This window comes from Myxococcus eversor (assembly GCF_010894455.1).
In the GTDB taxonomy this organism is placed as follows: domain Bacteria; phylum Myxococcota; class Myxococcia; order Myxococcales; family Myxococcaceae; genus Myxococcus; species Myxococcus eversor.
Genome location: NZ_JAAIXY010000003.1, coordinates 90,872 through 110,173, shown reverse-complemented (window position 1 = coordinate 110,173; position 19,302 = coordinate 90,872). Strand labels below are relative to the sequence as shown.

Annotated in this window: 17 protein-coding genes; 4 read left to right on the top strand and 13 right to left on the bottom strand. The window is 70.1% G+C overall.

Features of this window, described 5'->3' with window-relative positions; all coding sequences use genetic code 11:
• Position 1 precedes the first annotated feature (1 nt).
• Genes G4D83_RS07245 through G4D83_RS07230 form a run of 4 tightly spaced genes read right to left on the bottom strand, consistent with a single transcriptional unit; the run spans position 2 to position 4,532 of the window.
• Complete coding sequence (locus tag G4D83_RS07245; RefSeq protein ID WP_163863946.1) at positions 2–1,657, bottom strand: ABC transporter substrate-binding protein; 1,656 nt, start codon at positions 1,655–1,657, stop codon at positions 2–4.
• Positions 1,654–2,499, bottom strand: coding sequence for a glycoside hydrolase family 16 protein (locus tag G4D83_RS07240; protein WP_163863945.1), 846 nt, complete (start codon positions 2,497–2,499; stop codon positions 1,654–1,656). Before G4D83_RS07240 ends, G4D83_RS07245 begins: the two co-directional genes overlap by 4 nt.
• A complete protein-coding gene (locus G4D83_RS07235; protein ID WP_163863944.1) occupies positions 2,496–3,722 on the bottom strand; it encodes an ROK family transcriptional regulator in 1,227 nt (408 codons plus the stop codon). Before G4D83_RS07235 ends, G4D83_RS07240 begins: the two co-directional genes overlap by 4 nt.
• A gap of 45 nt (positions 3,723–3,767) precedes the next feature.
• On the bottom strand, positions 3,768–4,532 hold the full coding sequence (locus G4D83_RS07230) for a hypothetical protein (RefSeq protein ID WP_163863943.1): 765 nt from the start codon (positions 4,530–4,532) through the stop codon (positions 3,768–3,770).
• A 521-nt stretch (positions 4,533–5,053) separates the two neighbouring features.
• On the opposite strand from G4D83_RS07230, the gene G4D83_RS07225 reads away from it, so the two are divergent.
• Complete coding sequence (locus G4D83_RS07225) at positions 5,054–5,773, top strand: dioxygenase family protein (protein ID WP_163863942.1); 720 nt, start codon at positions 5,054–5,056, stop codon at positions 5,771–5,773.
• A 17-nt stretch (positions 5,774–5,790) separates the two neighbouring features.
• On the opposite strand, the gene G4D83_RS07220 is transcribed toward G4D83_RS07225, so the two are convergent.
• The 6 genes from G4D83_RS07220 to G4D83_RS07195 all read right to left on the bottom strand — a co-directional run bounded on the left by G4D83_RS07220 (position 5,791) and on the right by G4D83_RS07195 (position 12,787).
• Positions 5,791–6,531, bottom strand: coding sequence for a hypothetical protein (locus G4D83_RS07220; protein WP_163863941.1), 741 nt, complete (start codon positions 6,529–6,531; stop codon positions 5,791–5,793).
• A gap of 11 nt (positions 6,532–6,542) precedes the next feature.
• Positions 6,543–8,609: a TonB-dependent receptor plug domain-containing protein gene (locus tag G4D83_RS07215; protein WP_163863940.1), complete on the bottom strand. Its 2,067-nt coding sequence runs from the start codon at positions 8,607–8,609 to the stop codon at positions 6,543–6,545.
• Positions 8,610–8,697: 88 nt separating this feature from the next.
• Positions 8,698–9,774 carry a PEGA domain-containing protein gene (locus tag G4D83_RS07210; protein ID WP_163863939.1) on the bottom strand — a complete coding sequence of 359 codons (1,077 nt, stop codon included), beginning with the start codon at positions 9,772–9,774 and terminating at the stop codon, positions 8,698–8,700.
• 57 nt (positions 9,775–9,831) lie between these two features.
• A complete protein-coding gene (locus G4D83_RS07205) occupies positions 9,832–11,055 on the bottom strand; it encodes a serine/threonine-protein kinase (protein WP_275902358.1) in 1,224 nt (407 codons plus the stop codon).
• Between the two features lie 139 nt (positions 11,056–11,194).
• Positions 11,195–11,989: an imm11 family protein gene (locus tag G4D83_RS07200; RefSeq protein WP_163863937.1), complete on the bottom strand. Its 795-nt coding sequence runs from the start codon at positions 11,987–11,989 to the stop codon at positions 11,195–11,197.
• Positions 11,990–12,079: 90 nt separating this feature from the next.
• Positions 12,080–12,787, bottom strand: a complete 708-nt coding sequence (locus G4D83_RS07195; protein ID WP_163863936.1) for a metallophosphoesterase family protein — start codon at positions 12,785–12,787, stop codon at positions 12,080–12,082.
• Positions 12,788–12,981: 194 nt separating this feature from the next.
• Here G4D83_RS07195 and G4D83_RS07190 point away from each other — a divergent pair, with 194 nt between their 5' ends.
• The 3 genes from G4D83_RS07190 (at position 12,982) to G4D83_RS07180 (ending at position 16,118) form a co-directional block, all read left to right on the top strand.
• On the top strand, positions 12,982–13,995 hold the full coding sequence (locus G4D83_RS07190) for an SPFH domain-containing protein (protein WP_163863935.1): 1,014 nt from the start codon (positions 12,982–12,984) through the stop codon (positions 13,993–13,995).
• A gap of 24 nt (positions 13,996–14,019) precedes the next feature.
• A complete protein-coding gene (locus G4D83_RS07185) occupies positions 14,020–14,940 on the top strand; it encodes a diacylglycerol kinase catalytic domain-containing protein (protein WP_163863934.1) in 921 nt (306 codons plus the stop codon).
• 89 nt (positions 14,941–15,029) lie between these two features.
• Positions 15,030–16,118 carry a 6-phosphofructokinase gene (locus G4D83_RS07180; RefSeq protein ID WP_163863933.1) on the top strand — a complete coding sequence of 363 codons (1,089 nt, stop codon included), beginning with the start codon at positions 15,030–15,032 and terminating at the stop codon, positions 16,116–16,118.
• A gap of 38 nt (positions 16,119–16,156) precedes the next feature.
• Here G4D83_RS07180 and G4D83_RS07175 read toward each other — a convergent pair whose 3' ends face one another.
• The 3 genes from G4D83_RS07175 to G4D83_RS07165 all read right to left on the bottom strand — a co-directional run bounded on the left by G4D83_RS07175 (position 16,157) and on the right by G4D83_RS07165 (position 18,926).
• Positions 16,157–16,723 carry a protease gene (locus tag G4D83_RS07175; RefSeq protein WP_163863932.1) on the bottom strand — a complete coding sequence of 189 codons (567 nt, stop codon included), beginning with the start codon at positions 16,721–16,723 and terminating at the stop codon, positions 16,157–16,159.
• Positions 16,724–16,839: 116 nt separating this feature from the next.
• Positions 16,840–17,946 carry a M35 family metallo-endopeptidase gene (locus G4D83_RS07170; protein ID WP_163863931.1) on the bottom strand — a complete coding sequence of 369 codons (1,107 nt, stop codon included), beginning with the start codon at positions 17,944–17,946 and terminating at the stop codon, positions 16,840–16,842.
• 482 nt (positions 17,947–18,428) lie between these two features.
• Complete coding sequence (locus G4D83_RS07165) at positions 18,429–18,926, bottom strand: peroxiredoxin (RefSeq protein WP_163863930.1); 498 nt, start codon at positions 18,924–18,926, stop codon at positions 18,429–18,431.
• Positions 18,927–19,302: the final 376 nt, after the last annotated feature.

Below are 19,302 nucleotides of genomic sequence, written 5' to 3'. Positions count from 1 at the left end.
GTCAGGGCGCCTCCCTCGGGGCGAGCGCCGTCAGCACCAGCAGGCTGTCGGGCTCGGCGTGGGGCGAAAGCCGGGCGTAGGGATTCGCCTCGGTGGGAAAGCCCGTGAAGCGCTTGGAGTTGGACTCGCCCCAGGACGGGTTCGGGAACAGCGGAATGGCCGGCGCCGTCTCGGAGAAGCGCCGCTGCACCTGCGCCATCAGCGCCTGCTGCTCCTCGCGCGAGTCGGTGACTTCGAAGCGCTCCAAGAGCGCGTCCGTCTCCTTGTCGCCGTAGCGCTGCCAGTTGGCGGGTGCCACCTCGCCCACCGGGCGCACCGTCGCGGACGACAGCATCCACTTGTAGAAGGTGTACGGCGTGGGCCCGTCCAGCGACCAGGAGATGGCCATCTGGAACTCCCCCTTCTGGAGCCGCGCCTGCCACGCGCTGAACTCGTACGTGCGCAGCTGCGCCTGGAGGCCGAGCTTGCGCAAGTCACGCGCGACGACCTGGCCCGCGCGCACCCAGTCCGACCAGCCGCCCACCACCTCGATGTCCAGCGTCAGCGGGCTGCCGTCCGCCTGGCGTCGCAGCCCGTCGGGCCCCCGGGTGAGCCCCGCCTCGTCCAGGAGCCGCGCGGCCTCCTTCGCGTCGTGGCGCACCCACGCGTCGTCCGCGACGTCCGCGTCCCGCCAGCCCGTGTACGCGTCATTGAGCCCCGTGGCGTCCGCCGGCCGCGTGTAGCCATACATGGCGATTTCGACCAGCCGCTCGCGGTCCAACGCCATGCTCAGCGCCTTGCGCACGCGCACGTCGTTCAGCGGGGGCTGGGTGGTGTTGGGGTAGAGGAAGACGGTGCTGCCGAAGAGCGGGAACCAGCGCGCGTGGTGCTTCGGGTCCTTGGCGACGAAGGTGCGGTCCACCGCGGGGACGAAGTTGCCCGCCCAGTCCACCTCGCCCTCCACCAGCGCCAGGTTCGCCTGGTCATTGGTGGGGAAGGCCAGGAAGCGCAGCGCCCGGACGGCGGGCTTTCCCGGCTGCCAGTAGTACGGATTGCGGCTCAGTTCGTACACCTGATTGCGGAAGACACTGACTTGCGTGAAGGGCCCGGTGGCCACGGGGCTCGGGTTGGTGAATGTCACCGGGTCCGCGACGAGCTCCCAGATGTGGCGCGGGACGATGGGCTGCGCGGCCAAATCACCAAGGCCCGGGATGAAGGTGCGCGAGAACTGGAAGGCGACCGTGTGAGGCCCCTCGGCGCGCACATCCGACAGGAAGCGCCACACGCCACCCGCGTCCAGGGCCGCGTGCTTGCGCAGGAGCTGGAAGGTGTAGGCCACGTCCTCGGCGGTGAAGGCCTTGCCGTCGGACCAGCGCACGCCCTCGCGCAGCGTGAAGCGCAGGGTGCGGCGGTCCTCGGACCACGCGTGCCCCAGGGCCAGCCACGGCTGGTAGTCACCCTTGGACGGCGTGTACAGCTCCAGGCACTCGTAGATGCCCGCGCGCGTGGGCCATCGCGAGCCCGCGCCCGGGAAGAGCGGGTTGAAGTTGCGCACCCACGCGCTCTGCTGCTCCACGGAGACGAACAGCGTTCCGGGCGGACGCGGGCGTGGCTCGTTCGAGCACGCCGCGCACAGGAGCAGGAAGAGGGTGGAGGCGATGAGGCCCGCGGGCCTCATTCCACCCTCGTGTAGGCGCGCACGTAGTCCACCCGCATCTGCTGGGGGAACTGCGTGGTGCCGTCCACCGGACCCACGAAGCCGCCACCCACCGCGACGTTGAGGATGAGGAAGTGCGGATGGTCGAACACCCAGCGGGCGTTGCCCGGCAGGTCCCTGGGCGTCACCTCCATGAAGGCGATGTCGTCCACGAACCAGCGGATGCGGTCCGGGTCCCACTCCACCGCGAAGATGTGGAAGTCCTCGTAGAGCCTGCCGCCGGCGACGACGTGCTCCTGGCCGATGTTCTCTCCGCCGGAGTAGCCCGGACCGTGCAGCGAGCCCCGGACGATGGCGGGCAGTTGGCCCCGGTGCTCCATGATGTCGATTTCACCGCACGTGGGCCAACCCACCTGGTTGAAGTTCGCGCCCAGCATCCAGAACGCCGGCCAGATGCCCTTGCCCGTGGGGAGCTGGATGCGCGCCTCGAAGCGCCCGTACGTCCGCTCGAACTTGCCGCGCGTGGTGTAGCGCGCGGAGGTGTAGTCGTTGCCCTGGTAGCGCTCGCGCCGCGCGGTGATGACCAGCCGGCCCTCGCCGTCCAGCGACGCGTTCTCCGCCCGAGCGGTGTTGTGCTCGTACTGGCCATTGCCCCAGCCGTCTCCTCCGACGTCCGCGCCCCACCGTTCCGCGGAGGGCAGCGCTCCCGCCGGTCCGTCGAACTCGTCCTGCCACACCAGGCGCCAATCCTGACGCTCCGGTTGCTGCGTGGTGGGAGGCGGGTCGGTTCGTCCTGAGCGGGCCGGGTCACAGGCCAGGCTTCCCAGGAGCGCGAACCACGGAAGGAGTCGGCTGGGCGTCATGCGGATTTTCCGACGTGTTGGAGGGGAAACAACGTGCGGTCCCGGAGGGCCGCCTGGAGCACGAGTGTGGCCGCGCCCACCGCGATGGACTTGTCGCCCAGCGCGGAGGTGACGATGCGCGTCTCCGCCATGGACGTGGACAGCGCGCGCTTGCGCACCGACGCCCGCAACGGGTCCAACAAGAGGTCTCCCACCGAGGAGATTTCGCCGCCGAGCACGACGATGGCGGGGTTGAGCAGGTTGAGCAGGCCCGCCACGGCGACGCCCAGGTACTGGCCCAGCCCGTCGATGATCTGCCGCGCCGCCGGGTCTCCCGCGCGCGCGCCTTCGACAATCTCCCGCACCGTGGGCGCCTTGCGGCCCTTGGTGCCCATCAGCTCCCGCGCGCGCTCCACCAGCGCTCCGGAGCCGATGAGGGTGACCAGGCAGCCGCGCAGGCCGCACAGGCACGGCGGGCCCGCCGAGTCGACGGCGATGTGGCCAATCTCTCCGGCCGTGCCTCCGGCGCCGCGGTACACGTCGCCGTGGATGATGTGGCCGGAGCCGATGCCCGTGGCCAGCTTGATGTACGTCAGGTCCTCGCCACCGATGCCCGCGCCCCAGTAGCACTCCGACAGCGCGCCGAGGTTCGCGTCGTTGTCCACGAACACCGGCAAATCGAACGTCGTGCTCAAGGCCTCTCGCACGTCGTAGCCGCGCCACGCGGGCAGGATGAGCGGAGACATCTTCCCGGGCGAGGACGGGTGCACGGGGCTGGGCGCGGCCACGCCCAGGCCCACCACGGAGCGCCGGGGCACGCGCTCGGCGTCCAGGCACTCCTGCACCAATGTCCGCACCGTCTTCAGCGTGCCCTCCGGGTCATTGCGAACCTGCTGCGAGGCCGTGCGGTGGGTGCGCACGCGACCTCTCAAGTCGGTGAGCACCACGGTGACGTGGGTGGCGCCCATCTCCACGCCGATGATGCTGAAGGCGTCGTCGCGGAAGCCGATGAGGGTGGGGCGACGGCCGCCTCGGGAGACGCCGGCGCCAATGCTGCGCACCAGCCCCGAGTGCTCCAGGTCCGCGACGATGGCCGACACGGTGGACGGACTCAGCTCCGTCCTCCGGGCAATCTCCGCCCGGGAAATCTGGCGCTCGCGCCAGATCATGTTGAGCAGCAGGCTGCTGTTCTGCGCCCGCATGCCCGCCGCGTCGACCGTCAGTGCCGCCGTTCCCACTTTCATCGTCCCCTTACGCTCCATTCCGCCGCGCGGAAGGCGCGGTGGGTGTCATCTCCACTGGATGTCGTCGATGTAGAAGACGACCGGGGTCGGCTTGCCCCCCGCTACCCAGCCGAAGCCACCCACCACCTTCCCGTATCGGACGCGGCTGACGTCGATTGTGTACTCCTTTGGCTCCGCCGTGAGCGTCTGGTCTCCGGTATCGAGGCTGAAGCCGTCGACCGCGGAGCTCAGCCCCACCAGGAACTTGACGACCTCGCCGCCGGTGGCACCCCACGCATGGAAGGCCAGGACGGTCGCGCCCGCGGGCACGTCGAAGCCGGGCAGGTCACCCCAGTTGTTCTCGGGGTACTGCCACCACACGCCGCCCCAGCCGTTGCCACCCGCCGTATAGGTGAACTTGTGGCAGTTGCCCTTGCCCGTGCCCGGCCGCGTCGCGGCGCACTCGGCGACGGTGGCGATTCCGCCCGACGAGCCGTCGCCCATGTACCCGCTCGGCGCCCAGTGGGTATCCACGGCCACTGGCAGCGTCACCGGCGGGGGCCCCGCGTCCGGAATGCCCGCGTCCGGGGGCGGCTCGCCCGCGTCCGGCGTCCCCGAGTCGGGTACTCCCGCGTCCGGTACTCCAGAGTCCGGCGTGCCCGAGTCGACAGGCCCCGCATCCGGCGTGCCGGAGTCGGGCTTCGTCCCCGCGTCATCCTGAGCGGCGGGTTGCTTGTCCCCGTCGTCCTCCGGGTCACAGGCTCCAAGCAGACTCATCGCTGCGAGCAACCCCGCCGCGGCACACGTCCAGGCGAAACGCTTGTGTTGCATGGGCTTCCCCTCCCTGCTGGAAAACTTCGTTCGCACTGCGAAGAAACCAGTCGACGCAACGAGCCAGCGCTCGCGTGGTGCGATGCGTCATGAAAGGCGCTGTGCTTCAGAGGAGAGTGAGGTGACTCACGCCGTGCCCATCCGCCAACACCCCCGGGGCCCACCGTCACTCCGCCACGAACGCGTGCTTCATTCGTTCGAGTGCCGAAGAAAGTACCAGCGACGTTGGTTGGAATGCAAGCCGCCGCGTGACAGGCCCTTGACGCCAAACCAGACATGGCGCCGAGGGCGGACCCCTCCCAATGCCTGACGCAACGCGGCGTTGGCGCGGTGAGAGGGATAGGCGCGCGAGCCGGTGAAGGAGGGCTGGAGGCGGGCTGGAAACTTTGTTCGGACGGCGAACTAAGTCGGGAGCGGGGGGCGCCGGGTCATCCTGGAGGGGCGCTGGACGGGGTGCGGCTCACGTCCGGCTCCGAGCGGAATGACGACGACGGGGGCCACCATATCCTGGGGCCCCCGCCTTGGAAAGTTTCAGCTGGACCTGGCGCAACCGGAATCCGGGCACGGGTCACCTGTTGCTCGTCTTCATGAGCGTGTTGAGTCGACGTTCCGTCCTGCTGGGATTGGGGGCCTGCGCCGCGGGCGTGCAGGCCTGCACCTGCGCGGCCCCGGCCGAGGCTGTCCCGGTAGCGCCCCGCGTCAGAGCGCGGCTCTACACCTGCGAGGGCTGTGAGGCGGTCGCCGAGCGGGGTCCGGAGCGCCTGGCGCCCTTCGTCCGGTTGGCCAGCGGCGCGGAGCCGGGAGAGCGGATGACGCTGACGGGGCGCGTGTTGAGCGCCGAGTCACGCGAGCCCGTCGCGGAGGTCGTCATCTACGCGCATCACACCAACGCGGCCGGGCTGTATGCGAACGGTACGCAGGAGTCCGAGTGGAGTCGTCGCCACGGCCGGTTGCGAGGGTGGGCCAGGACAGGTGGGGACGGCGTCTATACGTTCGACACCATCAAGCCCGCGCCCTATCCGAACGACACCCTGCCAGCGCACGTGCACCTGTTCATCGGCGAGCCGGGGCGACCTCCGTACTACGTCGATGACGTCGTGTTCGACGGAGAGTTCGGCGTGACGCCGGAGTACCGCGCGCGGCAGGAGTTTCGAGGCGGCAGCGGCATCGTGAAGCTGTCGCGCACGGCCGCGGGCGTGTGGCTCGCGAGGCGGGACATCGTCCTGGAGCAGCACCCCTGACGCGAGCGGGCTGAGGCTCAGAACGGTGCCAACTGGAAGGCGTCCATCAGGAGCGGCAGGGGGCGCGCGCTCCACAGCACGGCCCACTGTCGTTCATTCACGCCGCGCATATGGACGTCGCCCACGTACAGCGCGACGGCGGCGCGGGCCTCCAGGTCGATGAGGAGCGCGCCCTCCTCACCCGCCACCGAGAAGGGCCGGTCATCCGTGGCCGTGACGAGCACCTCGCGTCCGTCGTTCTCGCTCACGGAGATGATGCGGCCTTGCCGCAGTCCTCCCCGGTAGGAGTACTTCACCACGGAGCTCCCCACGCGAGGCGCCGCCACCCGGGGCATCCAGGGCACGGGCGGGTACTCGTCCGTGCCGCGCTCCTCCGGGTCCACGGGCGCGGCGATGCAGGCGTCGAGCAGGCCCGGGGGGGTCCACCTCCATGCTCCCGTGGCCACCACCTGTGCGACCCGCGTGTCGGTGGTGACGTGGCGGAGCCAGCGTCCCTCGGCACGGCGGTCCACGACGCCGTCCTCGTGCCGCGAGTCCGGAAGGGGTTGCGGCACCGGGCCTCCCATCGGGAGCGTGCCGGGCGCCGGTGGGAGCAGGGGCGGGGGTCCCAGTCGGTGCTCCACGGTGAGCAGCACGGGGGCGCCGGACCCGCGTTGGCGGAACCAGCCCCCGAGGGAGGTTTCATAGGGGCTGCCCTCCTCGCTCAGCGGCTCGCCGGCAATCAGTCGGGGGCCTCTTCTGTCGCCGCGCGTGCTCATGGTCGCGACTTCTACAGCTCGCTCAAGCCCGGGTCGAACAGGTAGCTGAGCTTGACGAGGAACTCGCGCGAGAACACGGGCATGGGCGCGTGCCCACCGTTGTAGGGCTGGGCGATGCGGAAGTTCGTGCCGAGCAGGTTGTAGATGCCCGCGCCCACCTCCAGCCCCTTCGTGCCCACGTTCTCCGCGCGCACGTAGAGGTTGAGCAAGAGCTGCGTGGGCAACTCCTCCACCGCCGCGTTGCCCTCGTCGTCTGGCACGTCCACCGCGAAGCGCCGCCCCACGAGCACCGCCGTGGGATTCACGGACAGCCACGGCTGCACCTTCAGGCTGCCCGACAGCGAGGCCTTGTGCGTGGGCATGCCGGTGAATGTGTTGGAGTGTCCGGGCACCTGGTAGTCCGCCACGTCGTTGCGGCCCGACGGCGCGTAGAACGAGTAGCTGAGCGCCGCGCGGCCCCAGCTCCCCTTGACGTGGTAGTCCAGTTCGACGCCCCGGCTGCCCAGGCGTCCCAGGTTCCGGTACGCCTCCTCGTTCGTCACCGCGTCGTACGAGTAGATGATGGGGTCCGACACGCCCACGTCGAAGGCGTTGGCGCTCAGCGCGTGGCCGTCGCCGAAGCGCAGCGTGCCCTCCAGCTCGTACACGGTGGTGCGCTCGGGCTTCACGTCCGCGCCCAGGCTGATGTTCTCGATGCCTGGCGCGCGAAACGCACGGCTGAAGAGCGCCTTGGCGCTGAACGGGCCGAAGCCGCGCAGGAGCACCAGCCGGGGGACGAACGAGCTGCCGAAGTCGCTGTGGTTCTCATACCGCGCGCCCGCGACGACGGTGACGAAGGGGTTCTCGGAGAAGGCCTCCACGAAGCCCGCGACGTTGAGGTACGAGACGCTGATGGCGCCGTCCTCGCCGAAGGCCGTCTGGAGGCCCACATCCGCGGGGCCCTTGAGCTTGCCCTGGTCCGACGCCACGTCCACGCCGCCGGTGAGCTGCAGGAAGTCCAGCGCCGCCCAACGCGCCATCGTCCGGCCGCGCAGCCGCATCACCTGCTTCTCGTAATAGAACTCGGAGGCCTCGTCCGCGTCGCGGAACGGCTCGGAGAGCGTCAGGTTGAAGCGGGGGATGATTTCCACCCGCTCGCTGGGTCGGAAGCGGTTGCTCAGCTCCGCGTGGAACGACTCGAAGTCGGAGGACGAGGGCGCATCCAGCACCTCGTCGAAGGCGACGATGGCCGACGTCGCGAAGCGCTGGTACAGCACGCTCAGTTGGAGGTCCCGGTAGCCCACGCCCGCCTGCACCGTCGTCGGGTTGAGCTTCGTGTTGCCGCCCATGTCCGCGGTGTTGCCGAAGAAGTCCTGGAACTGGGCGTCGCTGCGCTGGCCCTGTCCCAGCGACGCGGAGGCGAAGACGCTCAGGCCCGGCGCGGACTCGAACACCTTGCGTCCCGACAGCGTCAGGCTCCGCCGTCCGTTGACCTTCTCCAACTGCCCGTAGGTGCCGGACACCATCAAGTCGGTGCTGCCCTGCACGCCCCGGGTGATGACGTTGATGACGGCCAGCTCCGCGTTGCCGCCGTAGATGACCGAGCCGGGGCCGCGCACGACTTCGATGCGCTCGATGAGCTCCACGGGCAGCTCGTTGCCCAACTGCATCGTCGAGTAGAGCTGCTCGTTGAGCTCCTTGCCGTCGACGACGAGCAGCACCTTGCCCTCGTAGCCCCACAGCCCGCGGAACCCCGGGCCGACGGCGCCCTGGGTGTCCACGCCGAAGAAGAAGCCCGGCACCTGGAGCAGCAGGTCCATCAAGTCCCGAGCTCCCGAGTTGCGAATCTCCTCCCCCGTCATCGACGTCACCACGGCCGGCGAGTCGCGCAGCCTGGTGATGGCGAACGACGCCACCTGGCTGTGCACGTCGGACTCCTCGTCGAGCGGCACGTCCTGGGCCTCGGCGGGAGGCGGCGCGGGCGAGGCCTCGGAGGCGGGGTCGGACGTCTCCGGCTCCCACTGGGCGAGGGCGGAGGGGGCGCCGCAGAGCAGCAGTGGGAGCAACAGGTGGCGGGGCCAGCGAAGGCGGAGTGACATGGAGGGCGGACCTCTGGGCAAGGAAGGGGCGAGGGCGGCCAGGGCCCGCGTCCGACAAGGATGGGGAGACAGCGGTGCGCGGCGGGGTTCAGCGCACCCGGACGGCCGTGCGACGACCCGGCTCGACCTCGACACTCATGCGACGCTTCACCTCGCCGTTGACGCGGACCTCCACGCGGGCAGGGCCGGCGGGCAGGTTCTGGGCGATCAGCGGAGGAAAGCCATAGGGACGGTTGTTGACCCAGACCTCGCCGTAGAGAGCCGGAGAGGTGATGTCCAGCTCACCCCGGCCCGTCGCGGCGGCCTTCGCCACTTCGGGCGCGGCGGCGGCCACGGGCGCGGCGACGGGCGTGGGCGCGTGGGCGGCGGGAGGCTCCACGGCGGCGGCGCCCGGCGCGGTGACGGCGGCCACGGGCGAGGTGGGCGCGGCGGGCCGCGTGACAACGGGCGTGAGCTGTCCGCTGACGTCGCGATTGATGGAGTGCACCGCGTCCTCCTCCAGCTCCACCGTCTCCTCCACCAGCTTCCGGTCTCCCTGCGCGAGCGCCACGCGGTACGTCCCCGCGCGCAGGGGCAGCCGCGCGGGAGTCATGTCCACGGCCTTCCCATCCACCTGCACGACGAGGCCCGGCGGCGTGGACGTCACCAGCAGCAGGCCGCCGCGAGGCTCCTCCAGCACGGCGGGCTCCTCCTTGGGCTGCGCCCGCGCCGCCGAGGCCGTCTTGGAGGCACGCGTCCGGGCCGCCTGTCGCGCCGGAGGCTCTCGCGTCGCCTTGGCCTGCTCCGTGCGTCCCCGGTTGCGCTCGCGCGACTGGAGGTCGGTGGCGATGCGCAAGAGCTCCACCAGGTCTCCGCCGGGCGTCTTGCGCAGGCTCAGCGCCTCGGTGAACTCGCTGACGGCCGTTTCGTAGTCGCGGTCTTCCAGCGCGGCGAGTCCGGCGGCGCGGCGCGCGCGGGCCAGTCCCTCGCTCGCGTCATCCACCGGAGCCGCGGGCGGGGGCGGAGGTGGGGTGGCTGTCGCGGCCTGCGTCGGAGGCGTGACGGGGGCGGTAGTGGTGGTGGGAATGGCGTCCGTCGCGCGGCGTTTGCGCACCACCACGTAGGCCATGGCGTTGAGGGCAAGGGTTCCGACGACGATGACGGCAATCCAGGTCTTCTGTTTCATCCGCTTCTCGGTCTCACCGCACGCGCCACATCAGCCCGGGCACGAAGGCCGTCCGCTTCAGACGACGACGAAGTACCAGAACAGGGCACTGGCGCAGGCCGCGGCTCCCGCGGTCAGCACGACGGGCCAGGGGAAGGGCGGCTCGTCCAGGTCCACGGGGATGGACTCGGGAAGCACCGCCACGGGGCTGCGCATGGTGGGCGAGGTCCGCTCCTCCACGGGGGGCGGCAGGCGCGAGACGGGGCTCGGCGTGCGCTCGAAGGGGAGGCCGCCGCCGGACATGCCGGACATGCCGCTGCCGGGCGACGAGCCGAACGCGGACAGCGCCGTGGCGTGCTGGCCCGTCGTGTCGGCGGGGAACAGCGACGTCACCAGCGAGGCCAGCTCGCGCCCGCCGGACGTCCACTGCTGCGCGGCGCGGAAGCGCTCCAGGTCCATCGCCAGCTCGCGGGCGCTCTGGTAGCGCGCGTCGGGCTCCTTCTCCAACAGGCGCAGGATGATGCGCTCCAGCTCCGGCGAGAAACCCGGTGACACCAGCGACGGAGCAGTCACCTGCACCTGGGTGGCGGCGATGATGGTCTGCTCCACCGTCTCGCGCTTGAACAGGCGGCGCCCGGTGGACGCCTCGTACAGGACGATGCCCAGGGAGTAGAGGTCCGAGCGGTGGTCCAGCTCCCGGTTGGTAATCTGCTCCGGGGACATGTACGCGTACTTGCCCTTCACCACGCCCACGCTGGTGCGCTCCACATTCACGGCGCTCTTCACGATGCCGAAGTCGGCCAGCTTGATGATGCCGTCGCGCGACACCAGCACGTTGCCCGGCGTGACGTCGCGGTGCACCAGCTTCAGCGGCGTGCCGTCCGGCAGCGTCTTCGAGTGCGCGTACGCCAGCGCGTCCGCCACCGCGATTCCCACGTCCACCGCCACCCGCTGGCCCAGGGGGAAGTGCGACTTCCACGCGTGCCGCAGCACCCGGTCCAACGCCTGCCCCTGAATCCACTCCATGGCCAGGTAGTACTGGCCATCAATCTTCCCGAAGTCGAAGACCTGCACGATGTTCGGATGCGTCAGCAGCGCGGCGACCTTCGCCTCGTCCGCGAACATCCGGCTGAACGCCTCCAGGTTGGCGTACTCCGGCAGCACCCGCTTGATGACACACGGCTTGGAGAAGCCGTCCGGTCCATCAATCGAGGCCAGGAAGATGTGCGCCATCCCGCCCGCCGCGAGCCTTTGCAGAATTCTATATTTCCCGAAATAAACGTCTTCAACGGGAACCGGCACCGGCGCGTCGAGCCTGTCCAACTGTCGCCTCAGGAATTAGCTGTAAGGCGAGAAAGATACAGTTGGTTCACCTACCCCACAAGTTCGCGACCCTCGGGTGTCAAGCCATTTGGGAATCAAACGTTGCGGGTCGGGTGGGTCATCCGCGTCTCGGTTTGCTCCGCGTCTTGCGACGGCGTTTGCGTGCGGGCGACGGAGGGGTGACTTCGGCGAAGCGGAGGCCGGAGACGCCCGCGTGCTCCAGGGCCTCCTTGATTCCCTCGGAGACGATGAGGCTGACGGGCCAGCCCCAGGTGCGCAGCACGCGAGCGCCCTGCGTCTTCGTCGCGTCGATGCGCAGGCCGCGGACGGTGCGGTAATGACCCACGCGCTCCGGTGGGCCGTCCTCGGCGGTGTAGTGGGAGACCTCCGCGCAGGCGCGTTCATCCAGGCAGGGGATGAGGCGGGTGGCGACGAGGATGAAGAAGGGCTCGGGCTCGCCTTCGACTTCCACGGGGATGAGCTGAACGTCCTCCGGGGCCAGCTCCCGGAAGATGGAGGCCACGGTGGCGTGGACGATGGGGGTGAGGCCCGCGCCCGCCAGGGAGAAGTCCAGGGGGCGGCCGGGAGGCTCGGCGGTCAGCTTCAGCCGGCCCTGGTGCGACACCGGGGCGCCAGAGGTGAAGGACCAGACGGAGCGTGGCTTCTTCCCGTCCAGGGCCACCGGGTCGCTCAGCTCGCGCCGGGCCGGGTTGCGGAAGTCGTCGTGCAGGTCGAAGTAGCGGGACGCGCGCCCTGGCTGCTGCGAGGCGCGGCGGGCGGCGGGTGCTCGGCGGGCGCTGTCCGGAGCCTCCTCGGAAGGTACCGCGCCGCCGCGTGGAGTCCCTTCGTCGGAGCTCGGACCCGGGATGCTCCGCGCGAGCAGCCGGAGCGCTTGGGTGAGCCGCCTGAACATCCGGCGATGTTACTTCGCCCGTCCCGGGTGGGAGCGAGCGGAACGTGAGGGGCCCGGTCCGCTGCCCGCTCCGCGTCCCGCCAGCCCGCGCTACCAGGACGTGTGGAGCGCGTACTGGCCGGCGCGGGTGTCCAGGCTGAGGAAGGAGAACTGGCCCTCCGAGCATGTGCCGCTGTTGAGGAACAGCCGGCTGCCGTGCTCCACCTTCATGCCCAGGTGGGTGTGGCCGGTGACGACGACGTCCGCGGCGCTGTCGCTGGCCCGCGCCAGGGCCCACTGCTGGAAGGTGCACCGCGCCGGGTCCGGCAGCGCGTGCGAGAGCCGGGCGTCCAGCGCCTTGAACATGCGGAACATCGCGCGCAGGTGCATCCGCCGCAGCCACCCGCCCGCCCACACCGAGGCCTCCGAGAACCAGCGCGCCTTGCGGATGACCCAGTCGTGGTGGTGCCCGTGGGTGAACAACATCCGGATGCCGTCGGCCTCGAGCACCAGGTGCTCCGGCGCGCCGAGCGCCGTGCCGGAGACGAGGTCATGGTTGCCGTGGACGTAGTGGTACTGGGGCTCGGCGAAGCGGCGCACCAACTCCGGGTGGGCGGCGCGCGCGGCCGCCAGCTCGGCCGCCTGGTGTCCAGGGGCCCGCGAGGTGAGCGTTTCGAAGATGTCGCCCAGGAGGACGATTCGCTCGAAGTTGCCCTCCAGCACGCGCAGGAAGCGGGCGAACGAGGAGTCCTCGTGGCCGAAGTGGTCCGCCACGTCGCGTCTGCCCAGGTGGAGGTCTGAAATCACCGCGATGTGCATGAGGCACTCCCTCCCCGTGCATTGGCAAGGTCGGGGGACCCTGTCCAGAAGGAACCAGACCAGCGCTTCCCCGCAAAGCTGCGCATGCACGTCGCATTCGTCCACGACTCGAAGGTCCCGATTTCGATTTGCAATCGTGTTCTTTTGACACTAAGACTGTGTCGACAATACACGAAGCAGCGAGGGGCGGGCGCATGGTCATCGGGTACATGAAGGCGGCACCGACGTCGTATGTGATTCAGTTCGAGGGAGGCACGGTGGTGCGGGAGGGGGCGGGGCTCTCGTTCTTCTACTGGAAGCCGTCGGCGACGTTGGTGAGCGTGCCCTTGTCGAGCGTGGACGTGCCCTTCGCCTTCAACGAAATCACCCGGGACTTCCAGGCGGTGACGCTGCAGGGGCAGCTCACGTACCGGGTGGCGGACGCGCGCAAGCTGGCGGCGCTGCTGGACTACTCGTTGGCGTCATCGGGGCGGCACCGCTCGGAGGACCCGGAGAAGCTGCCGGAGCGGCTGGTGCAGGTGGCGCAGGTGCGCGCGCGCACGGTGGTGCAGGGGATGGTGTTGCGCGAGGTGCTGGTGGGCGCGCAGACGATTGAAGCCCAGGTGCTGGCGGCGCTGTCGACGGCGGAGCCCATCCGGGCGCTGGGGGTGGAGGTGATGGCGTTCTCGCTGTTGTCCGCGAAGCCGACGCCGGAGATGGCCCGGGCGCTGGAGGCCGAGGCGCGCGAGGGGCTGCAGCGTCAGGCGGACGAGGCCGTCTACGCGCGGCGCAACGCGGCGGTGGAGCAGGAGCGGCGCATCAAGGAGAGCGAGCTGGCGACGGAGCTGGCGGTGCAGGAGCGCCAGCGGCAGCTTCGCGAGGCGAAGATGGCGGGGGACATCGCGGTGGAGGAGCAGCGCTCGGCGCTGATGGAGCGCTGGGCGCAGAACGAGAAGCAGGCCGCCGACGCGCGGGCCTACGCGCTGGAGAAGACGCTGGCGCCGGTGCGCGGGGTGGACTGGAAGACGCTGATGGCGACGTCCGTGAATGGTGGGGACCCGGCGCTGAACATCGCGCTCGCCTTCCGGGAGATGGCGGAGAACGCGCACCGCATCGGCGAGCTGAACGTGTCGCCGGACCTCTTGAACTCGCTGATGAGCGGCGCGGGCTCGAAGCCGCCGAGGGACACCGCGCGCAACACCCCACACGGGCCTCCCCGCGAGCGCTGAGCCACGACGAGGGAGGGCCGGGTCATGTACGAGAAAATCCTGCTCGTCACCCGCCGCACGCGGCTGGCGGGGCTGGTGGAGCGCTTCAACACGAAGAAGCAGGCGAAGTTCTACGTGGAGCACGCGGGGCAGGACTTCGAGGAGTTCGAGCGCGAGGACGAAGCGTACCTGCGCGCGGTGGACCGGCTCCGCGACTCGCTCAACGTAGGGCTTCCGGTGCAGCAGGTGGACCGGGGCCTGGTGCCCACCTTCCTCTTCAGCGGGAAGGAGGTTGTCGTCGTGGCGGGGCAGGACGGCCTGGTGGCGAACGTGGCCAAGTACGTGGGCGAGCAGCCGCTGGTGGGCGTGAATCCGGACCCGGAGCGCTTCGACGGAGTGCTCTTGCCCTACGAAGTCGCGGGGGCGCGTGGCGCGGTGCGCAAGGTGCTCGAGGGCAAGGCCCGGGTGCGCGGCGTCACGCTGGCGGAGGCGCGGTTGGAGGACGGGCAGCGGCTGTTGGCCTTCAACGACTTGTTCATCGGCGCGAGGACCCACGTGTCGGCGCGCTACAGGTTGAGCCATGGCGGACACGAGGAGTCGCAGTCGTCCAGTGGCGTGCTGGTGTCCACGGGCGCGGGCTCCAGCGGGTGGCTGTCCTCCGTCTTCACGCTGGCCCGGAGCCTCACCGCGCAGACGGGCGGCGTGCCCGGGGAGGCGTGGCGGCTGGCGTGGGAGGAGCCCCGGCTGGCCTTCGTGGTGCGCGAGCCCTTCGTGAGCCGTCACTCGGGCGCGGAGGTGGTGGGCGGCTTCGTGACGGCGGAGCAGGAGCTGGTGCTGGAGTCGCGGATGCCGTCGGGGGGCGTCATCTTCAGCGATGGCATGGAAGAGGACTTCCTGGTTTTCGGCGCGGGGGCGCGGGCGCACATCCGTCCGGCCCGACAGCGCGCGCGGCTGGTGGTGGGCTGAGTTTTCCGGAGGCCGTGTTCCTCGCGTTATGGTGAGGCCTCACGGACGCACGGGGCGTCCCGCGCTGGAACACGCACGAGGAGAGGCTCATGGCCAGGACACTCGCGGTGATGACGTCTGGCGGGGATTCGCCGGGGATGAACACGGCGCTGCGCGCGCTGGTGCGCGTGGCGGCGGTGCGCGGCGTGCGCGTGCTGGGCGTGGAGTTCGGCTACGAGGGGCTGATGGAGGGCCGCTTCCGCGAGCTGACCCGGCCCGACGGCGAGGGCGGTCCGCTGGTGCCGGAGCCGGAGCTGGATGCGAGCGGCCAGTTGGGTGGGACCATCCTGGGCAGCGCCCGCAGCCAGCGCTTCATGACGCCGGAGGGACGCGCGGACGCGGCCCGGCGACTGGAGGACTTGTCGGGGCTCGTCGTCATCGGCGGCAACGGCAGCCTCACCGGCGCGCACCTGCTGGCGCGTGAGTGCAAGACGCCCATTGTCGGCATCCCCGCGTCCATCGACAACGACATCGGTTGCAGCGCGTCCGCCATCGGCGTGGACACGGCGCTCAACACGATTGTCGAGGCGTGCGACCGCATCTCCGACACCGCGCGCGCCCACCGCCGCGCCTTCATCGTCGAGGTGATGGGGCGGCACTGTGGCTACCTCGCCATGGCGGCGGCCGTCTCCGCGGGCGCCGACGCGGTGCTGTTCCGGGAGCAGGGGAGGGGAGAGGCGGACATCCTCCAGGCGCTGGAGGACCTGGTGCGGCGCAACCTGGCGGAGGGGCGCACCAAGCGGCGCGTCCTGGTGCTGAAGGCGGAGGGCGTGGAGCTGCCCACGACGCTGCTCGTCTCGCGGCTCCAGGAGCGCTTGAAGGACATGAAGGGCGTGGAGGCGCGCGGCATGGTGCTGGGCCACCTGGTGCGCGGCGGCAGTCCCACCCACCATGACCGGATGATCGCGGGCCGGCTCGCCTTCGCCGCCGTGGAGGCCGCGCTGGAGGGCGCCACGGACTTGATGGTGGGCTGGCAGTCCACGGTGCCCGGCGGCCAGACGACACCGGACCCGTATGTGAAGCGCTATCCGCTGGAGCAGGTGCTGTCGGAGACGGCGGCGCTGCTGGATGGCAGCAGCCCCGTCACCCAGCGGCGTGTGCGGATGATGGAGTCCGTGCAGGGCGTGCTCGCGCTGTAGTCCGCGCGCGAGCGCCCGGTGCTCCTTCACCTCGCGCCCTACGTGACAGTCACGACGACTTCGGGGCACTTCAGCGCCGCGTCGTGGTAGTCGCCCGCGAGCGCGGGGACCTTCGCCTGCTCCGAGGTGACGTCCATCAGCGGCCCCCGGAAGGTGATGCGGTAGGTGCCCGGCTCCTGGAGCCCGTACGCGGGCGCCACGTCCACGCGGCCCTCCACCGACTCGCCCGGAGCGAGGGTGGCGTAGGAGGAAGCGTCCGGCGGCGCGCGCTTCACCATGGGTCCGCCGTAGGACAGCTCGGAGGCGGCGCCGTCGCGCGACACCTGGAAGATGTCGTTGCGGATGCCCTCCAGCGGCGTGTGCCACTTGAGCACGTACAGGGGCTCCTTCGTGGGGTTGGTGAGCTTGAACACCAGCTCCACCGGCTCGCCCGCCTTCACCTGGGCGGGGCCTGTCAGCGCGCACTCCAGCGTCTTCGCCACGGCTGCCTCCTCCTGCGTCCGCGCATCCGCTGGCGGTGCTGTCTCTTCCTTGCGCGTCGCACAGCCAGACCCGGTGATGGCCAGGGTCAAAAGCGCGATGCGGCCCACGTGTCCACGCGTCATGGATTCCTCCGAGCTCGAAGACGGCGCGGGGCCCCATGCCTCGCGCCTTCCACAAAAGAAAACGGGGGCGCCGGCCGCACCCCCGCTTCCCTTCACATCATGTCAACGGCGGGCTGTCACGGCAGCGCGGGGGTGTTCTCCGCGAAGTACTCGTGGCTGTCCGCGTTGTCGCGGGCGCGCGCGGAGTTGGAGCTGGTCAGGCTGCGGCAGGCGCTCTGGCCGTAGGCCCAGTCATCCGTGTCCGCCACCACCGTGAAGTGGCTCATCTCGTGGACCAGCGTGCCGCCCTTGGAGTCGGTGCCGGACATCGGCGCGCTCCAGAAGGCGTTGCACACGTAGATGCGGTACGGCTGGTTCTTGTAGACGTACGCGTAGGCGCTGTCCGAGCACGCGCAGTCGACGATGACCGACCGGGTGTCGAAGGCGCTCTTGATGGCCGCGTAGTGCGCCTTGATGGTGCTCAGGTTGGACGCGTTGTTCGGCCCGAACCAGGTCGTGAACCGCGAGCCGATGGTGCCGTTGAGGTAGCTGACGGAGTTGTTCGTCATCGACTGCGCGGTGGAGAACGCCGTCGACACCGTGGAGGCGGGACGCGAGCCCGTGCAGCTCGACGTGGACAGCGCCTGCGCGGAGACCGAGTCCGTGCCCCAGGCCACCGGCGCCTGGAACTCACGGCCTTCAATGAACAGCTCCACGCTGTCGGAGCGCAGCTGGGACACGCCCTCGTGGCCCACGTCCGAGTGGTGACCATCCGAGTCGTAGCGGATGCTGTAGCTGCCCGTCTTCGAGAAGTCGTAGATGGTGCCCAGGTCCACCGTGTACGAGACGCTCTCCCCGGCCGCCAGGCGCAGGAAGTCCGTCGTCACCGGCGTGGCCCACTTGTAGTGACGGCCGTTGTACTCCGCCTTCGCGCCGTCCACCGTCACCGCGAACAGGTCCTCCTTGAGGCCGTCCGTCGGCGTGTGCCACTTGAGCAGCCGCACCGTGTCCTTCGCCACGTTGGTGAGCGTCACCGTCACGCTCACGCTCTCTCGGGCCGCCAGCGACGAGCGCGGCACCGACAGCTTCACCGCCACGTCTCCGGCGACGGCATCTCGCGCCGACTCGCCCTCGGTGGGCACTTCACCCGCGCGCTCCTCCGGAGCACCACAGGCACCCAGCAGCGAGACACTGACAACTGCACCCATCCACCAATTGAGGCGACCACCTGAGCTGAAGCTCATGTCGGGGACTTCCTTTCGGGGGGATACTTTTGGGAGTGACTTCGCGGAGTACGCGGCGGTCCTCATTCAGAGAATGCGGCCCTGTCGCGATATCCACTTTATAGCCCCGCCCGAGGAATCCCGTCCAGACCCCGACAGCCGGGTGCGACTAGGGCCGGGCGTACGACACGAGCAGGGCCACCATGCACGCGGCGTAGCCGAGCACGACGGGGCCGAGCGCGAAGAGGACCGTGTCGTAGAAGCTTTCGGTTTGGGGGGTCATGGCGGTGTTCCTTGCGTCGTGCCGCGCGGTCATCGCGTGGCATCCGGACACAAGAGCAAGGCCTGGGCCATGAGCGTTGCGCGGGTGGAAACCCAGGCGCATCGCGGGGTTGGCGCGGTGGGGCGGGTCGCGCGGCCGGTTTCGCCGCGCGGCCTGTTCGCGAATGGGACGCGCGCGTGCGGCCTCGACATTGGAGGCCCGCGCACGCGCTCCGTTCGCGTCACTTCCCTGTGGCGGGCCCGCTTCCACCGGCGAGGGAGCGGACGAGCTCCAGGGAGCGCCGCACGTGTTCGCCCACTCGAACCTGGGATTCGAAGCTGTCGCGAATGACTCCGGCGCGGTCCACGACGAACGTCACGCGGCCGGGGAGCAGGCCCAGGAAGGAGGTGCCGACGCCGAAGGCCTCGCGCGCCTCGCCCTTCTCGTCGCTCAACAGCACGAAGGGCAGGCGGTGCTTGGCGGCGAAGCCCTGGTGGGAGGCGGAGGAGTCACCGCTGATGCCCACGACTTCCGCGCCCGCCGCGACGAAGTCCTCGTACTGGTCCCTCAGGCCGCACGCCTGCACGGTACAACCCGGCGAGTCGTCCCGCGGGTAGAAGTAGACGACGAGCACCCTCTGCCCGGAGAGGTCGCGCAAGCGCACCGGCTGGTTGCCCGCTCCCGTCAACGTCACGTCCGGCAGCGCATCCCCGGCTTTCAGCAGCTTCTGCTTCGCCACGCAGTCCTCCCGCATCGCCGGAGGTGGGGGCCCGGCGCGCCCCAAGTTCCGGCAGTCAACCATGCCCCGAGAGGAGGGGCGAGCTTGCGGACGAGCCCTCCTGTCAGGTGAGGCGGCTGCTCCCTCGCTGTCCGAGGGTGAGAGGAGCGTGGGCGCACTCTTGTTGGCGCCGAGCACCTTCACCCTCCACGCCGCATCTCATATTCGTGGGGGATGCGAATGGCGCTCCCCCGTCCGGCAGGCGACAGCCCTTCGCGAGGCCGGACCCGAAATTTCGGGCACGGGAGGCAACTGCGTCTTACCTTTCGAGACAAGACGTGAGAGCTTATCCAGGGTACAGGGCGGAAACTTTCGCCGGAGTTGCGCAACTTCGTGT

Coding starts and splice junctions, on each gene's coding strand:
- G4D83_RS07210 (WP_163863939.1), bottom strand. CDS start 9,774: ATGAAACAGAAGACCTGGATTGCCGTCATCGTCGTCGGAACCCTTGCC.
- G4D83_RS07185 (WP_163863934.1), top strand. CDS start 14,020: ATGTACGAGAAAATCCTGCTCGTCACCCGCCGCACGCGGCTGGCGGGG.
- G4D83_RS07200 (WP_163863937.1), bottom strand. CDS start 11,989: ATGTTCAGGCGGCTCACCCAAGCGCTCCGGCTGCTCGCGCGGAGCATC.
- G4D83_RS07170 (WP_163863931.1), bottom strand. CDS start 17,946: ATGAGCTTCAGCTCAGGTGGTCGCCTCAATTGGTGGATGGGTGCAGTT.
- G4D83_RS07220 (WP_163863941.1), bottom strand. CDS start 6,531: ATGAGCACGCGCGGCGACAGAAGAGGCCCCCGACTGATTGCCGGCGAG.
- G4D83_RS07195 (WP_163863936.1), bottom strand. CDS start 12,787: ATGCACATCGCGGTGATTTCAGACCTCCACCTGGGCAGACGCGACGTG.
- G4D83_RS07190 (WP_163863935.1), top strand. CDS start 12,982: ATGGTCATCGGGTACATGAAGGCGGCACCGACGTCGTATGTGATTCAG.
- G4D83_RS07240 (WP_163863945.1), bottom strand. CDS start 2,499: ATGACGCCCAGCCGACTCCTTCCGTGGTTCGCGCTCCTGGGAAGCCTG.
- G4D83_RS07235 (WP_163863944.1), bottom strand. CDS start 3,722: ATGAAAGTGGGAACGGCGGCACTGACGGTCGACGCGGCGGGCATGCGG.
- G4D83_RS07175 (WP_163863932.1), bottom strand. CDS start 16,723: ATGACGCGTGGACACGTGGGCCGCATCGCGCTTTTGACCCTGGCCATC.
- G4D83_RS07180 (WP_163863933.1), top strand. CDS start 15,030: ATGGCCAGGACACTCGCGGTGATGACGTCTGGCGGGGATTCGCCGGGG.
- G4D83_RS07245 (WP_163863946.1), bottom strand. CDS start 1,657: ATGAGGCCCGCGGGCCTCATCGCCTCCACCCTCTTCCTGCTCCTGTGC.
- G4D83_RS07215 (WP_163863940.1), bottom strand. CDS start 8,609: ATGTCACTCCGCCTTCGCTGGCCCCGCCACCTGTTGCTCCCACTGCTG.
- G4D83_RS07230 (WP_163863943.1), bottom strand. CDS start 4,532: ATGCAACACAAGCGTTTCGCCTGGACGTGTGCCGCGGCGGGGTTGCTC.